Below are 5,217 nucleotides of genomic sequence, written 5' to 3' on the forward strand. Positions count from 1 at the left end.
CTGTCGTCGCTCGATGGGGGGTTCGCCGAATGTACGGGATTGGAAGCGACGATGGAACCGGTCGTTATCAAAGAAGGCGGGCGTAATTACGGCGCGGCGCAACGAGTCGGACCCGTGAGTTTTGCCACGGTGGTGCTGCGCCGCGGTATGCTCCGCAGTCAACATCTTTGGCAGTGGTTTGCCATGGTGACGCAAGGGGGCGCCTATGCCCATCGACTCTCGCTGGCCATCGTTATGCTGGATCATGCCGGGGCCCCGGCGGTGACCTGGGTGCTCCGCCATGCGATGCCCGTGAAGTTCAAGACAGCGGACCTGAATGCAAAGGCGTCGGAAGTGGGGATCGAAGAGTTACACGTGGTCCACGAAGGGCTGGAGTTCCTGTCGTAACTGGAAGGCCGTGCCACGATGAGTGACGCACAACGAGTTCAGAAAGCCGTCTTTACGCCTCAAAGCGGCCCTCAGCAAGGGCAGGCGATCACGGTGCATTTCAATCCGACCTCGCTGCAGCTTTCGATTGCTAATACCTTGGGTGCCAGTGGCGAATCGGGGGATACCAAGCAGTACGTGACCGGGAGTTCGTCCACCCTGACGATGGAGTTGACGTTCGACACGACCGATGTGGGGACGGATGTACGGATGGCGACGCAACGGATTGCCTTGCTCATGGAGCCGGATGAACAGCGGATACCCGCCATTGTGCGATTCGAATGGGGGACCTTCGTGTTTCAAGGGATGGTGCAATCGTACCAGGAGACGATTGATTTCTTTGCGCCATCCGGTGTCCCGCTACGTGCCAAGGTCAATATGAGCATGGCCCGGCAAGAGGTTGTGTTTGCTGAGGATGGCGCGGGTTCGGGAGCGGGAGGCGGGGAGGGGGCAGTGTTGTCTCTCTCGGCCAGTGCAGGTGTGACGGGGATCTCGGCAATGGCTGGTGTCGGAGATGTCGGCCGGGCATTAGGTGCAGCGAATGGCTTGGAGACGTTACGGTTTACCAGTGGGCCGATTTCGCTCGATGCCTCGATTTCACTCGGTGGGCCTGTGGCCTTCGCATCCGGTGGGATGGGGATCGGTGTGGGCCTCAGCGGGGGAATCGGTATTGGTGGCGGCGCCGGTGTGGGTATCGGCGTCTCAGGGGGAGTAGGGGCCGGTGTTGGAGTTTCTATCGGAGGATCGGCCTCCGCCGGAGTGTCGGCAAGCCAGGGCGCCTTTGCCGGATTGCGCATGACGCCGTCTGGTGGATCCTTGCCTCCTGCTCTGAATCCCCAATCGTTATTTCCGCGCAGCGATTCGGTGGGGTTGGCGACCGATCAGGGTGCGCAATTTGGAGTGGGAGGCCGAGCCAAAATGGAAGGCTCTGCCAGCTTGAGCGCGGATGTCGGTGTGAATGCCAGCTTAGCGTCCAAGATACGGTTTGATGAGAGGTAGCACATGGCGGTTGTGATCGATGAAGTCGTTGCGGATGTGCAGTCGGAATCGCCGGCCTCGGAGGGGCAATCTCCGGCGACGACGTCCCGGCAACCCCGCGTGGATGTTGCAGTGGAATTGCGACGCCTGGCGTCCCGTGCCGCGAGAATACATGCCGACTAGCAGTGCACGGTCACGGTCAGCCGTCTGCTTGTTCGTCCGATCCGTCAGGGAATAGATGACGATGAGGGAGCCTTCCCATGGGTGAACGTCCAATCAGCCACACGGCGGTCTATAGCGCGAGGCCGACGGTTCAGATCGACCAGCAGTCGTATGCCAAAGTATCCGAGCTGCTGATCGGGATGGACATGACCGAGCAAGAGGGCGGGCTTTCGACGTTACAACTGCGGCTCAGCAACGTGGCGAGCAATCCGAGCGGCGGTGCCTCATTTGGATTCGAGGATGGGGCCATTGTGACGCTGGGGAAATCGATTGCCGTGCACGCAGGGCCGGTGTCGTCGCCGACGGAGATATTTCGCGGCACGATCATGGGGCTGGAAGCGGAGTTTCGGGAAGAGGGCCCTCCGGAGTTGGTGATCTTGGCAGAGGATGCAGCGCAGCAGGCACGCATGGCTCGACGCACGAAGACGTATGACGATATGTCGCTCGCTGACTTGGGGCAGACAGTGGCCGATCGTCTCGGTCTTCAACCGGTGGTGACGGGTTTGACAGATATGGTCGGAACCTGGGTGCAGTTCAACGAAAGTGATTTGGCATTTTTACGCCGGGTGATGGAGCGCTACGACGGTGACGTGCAGGTGGTTGGGGACGAACTGCATCTGTCTCCGCGTCGGGACGTTCAGCGAGGGACCGTCGAGTTGCGTCTGCATGGGCAGCTTCGTAGCGCTCGTGTGTTGGTCGACTTGGCGCATCAAGTGACGAAGGCCACCGTCGCAGGGTGGGACGTCGCGCAAGGATCTCGCCTGACGGCGGAGAGCACCGGAACGAATCCCGGGCCGGGGGTGGGGATCACCGGGGCAGAGATGTTGGCGCAGGCGGCGATCGATCGGACGCAGCACATCGGGCATGTGGCGGTGCGAACGCAGGACGAGGCGCAAGCGGTTGCCGACAGTGCGTTCGATCAACGGGCTCGCCGGTTTGTCTGTCTGGAAGGCACGGCAGAGGGTAACCCGGAGATTCGTGTGGGCACGCAGGTGACCATCAGCGGAATGGGCCCGCGGTTCAGTAATACCTATTATGTGACGAGGGCCAGCCATCGTTTTGATATGGAAGTGGGATACCGCACGCAGTTCGAAGCCGAATGCGCCTATTGGGGAGGGCGGGCATGACGGTCAGGAACCGATTCGATGCGCCGGTCGCAGCCTGGGCCTCCAGCTATCTGGCGGAAGTGGTCTCGGTCGAAGATCCGGACCGGCTGACGCGGGTGCAGATCCGCCTGCTCAACTGCGACGGGCTTGATGATCAGGATGGGCCGGTGTGGGCGCGAGTTGCCGTGCCGTTTGCAGGGGCTAACCGGGGGGCGTTCTTCCTGCCCGATGTCGGGGACGAAGTGCTGGTGGTATTTCTGAACGGCGACCCGCGATTTCCGATGGTCGTGGGCGGGTTATGGAATGGCCACGATGAGGCGCCGGATTCCTTGCCGGGAGACCGTGTCGATCGGTGGACCATCACGGGGAAGGCCGGCACGAAGATTTCCATCGTTGAAGAACAGAACGGCCAGGAAAAGATCGTCTTCCAAACTCCCGCGGGAGTCATGGGCACGTTGACAGACGGGGCGGGCGGAAAGATTAGGCTGGAGGCTGCCGGCAATACGATCACGATGGATACGAGTGGTGTCAGCATTCAAGCTGCGGCGACGGTGTCGGTGCAGGCCAGCCAGGTTGAAGTTAGTGCGGGCATGGTGACGGTGAATGCCGGGATGTCCAAATTCTCCGGCGTCGTTCAGTGCGATACGCTGATCACCAATACGGTGGTCTCGGCCATGTATACGCCGGGAGCGGGCAACGTATGGTAACGCACGTGGTCAGCATTCAAGGTGCCGGCGCGGCACCCGCGGCCGGTCCGGTGATCTTGGAGCGGACGGAACAAGATTTTTTACCTGCTGTCTTGGACCGCTTGTCGCGCGAGCAGGGATTGGCGGACGTGATGAAATCGGTCGCCAGGACTCGCGGTACCAACGGCGTGTTGAAACTATTTCAGCCGATTCATCGTACCTTTCACCTCGCCTTGTTGGATACGTCATGTCTGACCTTTGGCCGGCCCCGGCTGGATCCCGCAAAGATTGCCGGGGCCGGTTTGGTCGTTCGGCGTATGTCGACGAACGGCGCGGGAGGAGAAGTGCGGGAAGCCTGGATGCAGGAGGATCGGCTCTTCCGGGGGTGGGTACCGTTTCCCAATGCAGCAGGAGAGTCGCGTGACCCAGATCCGGCATTCCGTCGCACGGAGTTGTCGGCAGGGCATCGTGAGATCAACCGGCTGTTAGCGATTCAATCCGGTCTTGCAGCCACCCTCCGTGAGCAGCAGGCGCCGTTGTTCGTGGCGCCGCCGGATATCTGTCGTGCGACGGGGCGAACGCTCCTCTACGGCGTGATTCCGGTGACCAGTTCCGAGATGACGGAGTCGCCGACATTCCCTCCCTTCACCGAACAGGATCTCGTGGGGCACCTCCACCGATATCTGACTGTCGGTGGGGCGCGACCTTTTCCCTTCGCCGGGTTTCCACTGAGTGCGTTAAATCCCGATGACTCGGCGCTGGCTGATTTTATGATGCTGCTGAAGCAGCTGGCCATTGAGTTCGATGCCTTCGGAGAGACGTCGGCGGCTCAGGCGCTTCTCTCGGGGCTCAATCGCATCGCATTTATCCGCCAGCAGGGAACGATTCAGGCGGGGGATTTCTTGAAAGCCGCGTCGACCGTCTTGCTGGAGCGGGATCTTTCCGGCCCGGCGGCGTCACAGACCATGCCAAGCGAGTGGCCGAAGATGACCGAGTCTCAGGCCTCGATACTGGCCAAATTGGTGCTTGGGACGATGCAAACCCGTCTCGCTCAGGTTGCGGGAGGGCAAGGGCGTTTTGGAGAGGAGGGACGCCGGTATCGCGTGCGCGCGTTTATTCGCGTGAAACACGGCGATGGGTGTCCTCCCGAGACGGTGTGGAGCGACTACAGCGAACCTTTCACGATTGCTCCTTGGTACGACAACAACGGTGCGCCTCCTGTGCAAATTGCCTTGCCGGACGTCACGGACAAAGGTTTGCTGAAGCGGCTTAAGCCGAACGTCGCCTTTGCCTTGCCCGAAGGGCTTTTCAATTTGTTGCAAGGCGATGCAAAAAAACTAGCTGATGGGAAAGGTGGAAGCACGAATCCCAAATTGGGCATCCAGTGGCTCTGTAGTTTCAGTATCCCCTTGATTACCATCTGCGCGTTTATCGTGCTGAACATCTTTTTGCAGCTGTTCAACATTGTGTTTCAGTGGTTGCTGTATATCAAAATCTGCATACCGATTCCGGGGAGGAAATAATGGCACAGGCAACGCTACCGCGACCGTCTTTGGGCTGGCCGCTTTTGCCGCAGCCGGATGCCGACGGGCGCCTGTCGTTTCCATCGTTGGACGACAGTGTCAGACAGGCCATCCGGGTGATTCTGCAAACCAGGCCCGGCGAACAGCTGATGCGGCCCGATTTTGGCGCGGGGTTGAGCGAGTTTTTGCATGAGCCCAATACGCTGACGACGCGCCGGCGGATACGCGATGCCGTGTCGGCGGCCTTGGGACGCTGGGAGGATCGCATCGTGCTGG

The 5,217-nt window shown here is 60.5% G+C and carries 7 protein-coding genes; all 7 read left to right on the forward strand.

Annotation, left to right across the window (positions count from 1 at the left end; genetic code table 11):
- Positions 1 to 387: phage tail protein (locus Q7U76_09010; GenBank protein MDO8356513.1), on the forward strand; the 387-nt coding region annotated here is incomplete at its 5' end.
- An 18-nt stretch (positions 388 to 405) separates the two neighbouring features.
- Positions 406 to 1,425 (forward strand): hypothetical protein, encoded by a 1,020-nt coding sequence (locus Q7U76_09015; protein MDO8356514.1) that lies wholly within the window; start codon positions 406 to 408, stop codon positions 1,423 to 1,425.
- A 3-nt stretch (positions 1,426 to 1,428) separates the two neighbouring features.
- A complete protein-coding gene (locus tag Q7U76_09020) occupies positions 1,429 to 1,587 on the forward strand; it encodes a hypothetical protein (GenBank protein ID MDO8356515.1) in 159 nt (52 codons plus the stop codon).
- 77 nt (positions 1,588 to 1,664) lie between these two features.
- Complete coding sequence (locus Q7U76_09025; GenBank protein ID MDO8356516.1) at positions 1,665 to 2,753, forward strand: contractile injection system protein, VgrG/Pvc8 family; 1,089 nt, start codon at positions 1,665 to 1,667, stop codon at positions 2,751 to 2,753.
- On the forward strand, positions 2,750 to 3,439 hold the full coding sequence (locus Q7U76_09030; protein ID MDO8356517.1) for a phage baseplate assembly protein V: 690 nt from the start codon (positions 2,750 to 2,752) through the stop codon (positions 3,437 to 3,439). Before Q7U76_09025 ends, Q7U76_09030 begins: the two co-directional genes overlap by 4 nt.
- The gene (locus Q7U76_09035; GenBank protein MDO8356518.1) at positions 3,433 to 4,941 is read left to right on the forward strand and encodes a hypothetical protein; all 1,509 of its coding nucleotides are present in this window, start codon (positions 3,433 to 3,435) and stop codon (positions 4,939 to 4,941) included. Before Q7U76_09030 ends, Q7U76_09035 begins: the two co-directional genes overlap by 7 nt.
- A partial coding sequence (locus Q7U76_09040) for a GPW/gp25 family protein (GenBank protein ID MDO8356519.1) occupies positions 4,941 to 5,217 on the forward strand: 277 nt, incomplete at its 3' end. The genes Q7U76_09035 and Q7U76_09040, both read left to right, overlap by 1 nt.

It is taken from the genome of Nitrospirota bacterium, from assembly GCA_030645475.1.
Taxonomy (GTDB): domain Bacteria; phylum Nitrospirota; class Nitrospiria; order Nitrospirales; family Nitrospiraceae; genus Palsa-1315.